General features: G+C 71.4%; 1 protein-coding gene. It reads right to left on the minus strand.

The genetic code is table 11. From position 1 onward, the window contains the following. A partial coding sequence (locus tag AB0K21_RS44700) for a hypothetical protein (RefSeq protein ID WP_364159329.1) occupies positions 1 to 788 on the minus strand: 788 nt, incomplete at its 3' end. Positions 789 to 1,129: the final 341 nt, after the last annotated feature.

Genomic DNA, 1,129 nt, shown 5'->3' on the forward strand with positions numbered 1-1,129 from the left:
GGGATCATCGGGCTGTTGCCGTAGGAGACGACGGGCTGGGTGTGGGCGCCGGAGGTCAGGTTGTCCGACAGGTAGAAGTCCAGAACCCCGAGATTCGCCGAGCCCGGCCACAGGGCGTCCACGAGCAGTTGCGCGTCGTGCACCTCCCTGGCGTAGGCGTCCGGGACCGCCGAGACCTGCACGGCCTGGCAGATGGCACCGATGTCTCCGCTCATCCACCCGTTGCCGGGGAATTTGCGCATCATGGCATTGAGGAACGCGTTGGTGGCGTACACCGGGTCGATCAACTGGGCCGGAGTGCCCCAGCCCTGCGAGGGGCGCTGCTGGAACAACCCCAGGCTGTCGTGATCGACGGCCACCGTGTAGTTGTGCAGCGTACTCTCGGTGATCGCGGTGGTCACCGCGATCACCGCCGCTCTCTTGTCCAGGCCCCGGTTCTTGGCCGTGGTGGTGATGATCCGGGCGCACGAGACGTTGTAGGCGTTCACGCTCCGTCCCAGGCGCGGGCCGTTCATCTGGGAGCGCACCTGGTTGGCGACGGCGGTGTCCGCGGCGGTCTCCCCGCCCGGCGTACACGGGTTGTACGCCAGCGCCGCCGCGAGCTCGGAGGGCACCGGAGGACCGGCAGGTCCGGGAACGCGGGTGGTGGGCGCGGGGGTGGGATCCTGCGCCACCGCCGTGCCGGTGCCGGCTGCGAGGAGGCTTCCGGCGATGGCCGCCAGCACGGTCAAGGAGCGGACGGTGGATATGCGGGGGGCCGCGCCCGTACGGGGACGGTCGGTGTTCATGGTTTCTCCTGAGGGGTGGTCACGCCGGCCGGCCGCTGACCGGCAGGGACGTGCGTGCTCCGGCGATCGGCCGGACATACGGGTCGGGTGGGACCGTGGCCGCGGTGGGCGTGGCGGGTGTCGGAGCCGTCGCGGCCCGGCCCGCTGAACCTGCGGGCCGGACCGGACGGGGGCGGATGGTGGTTCCGCCGTTCACGGCTCGCCCCGGATCTCGCCCTGCCGGACGGACCCGGGGTCGGGTGGGGGGTCAGCGGACGATGCCGTGGGTGTCCTTGCCGTCGCCGTTCCAGTCGCCGGTGATGGGGAGGTCGTGGGGGCTGCCGTCGCCGTAGGAGATGGAT

The organism is Streptosporangium sp. NPDC049248 (genome assembly GCF_040678965.1).
Classification (GTDB): Bacteria; Actinomycetota; Actinomycetes; order Streptosporangiales; family Streptosporangiaceae; genus Streptosporangium; species Streptosporangium fukuiense.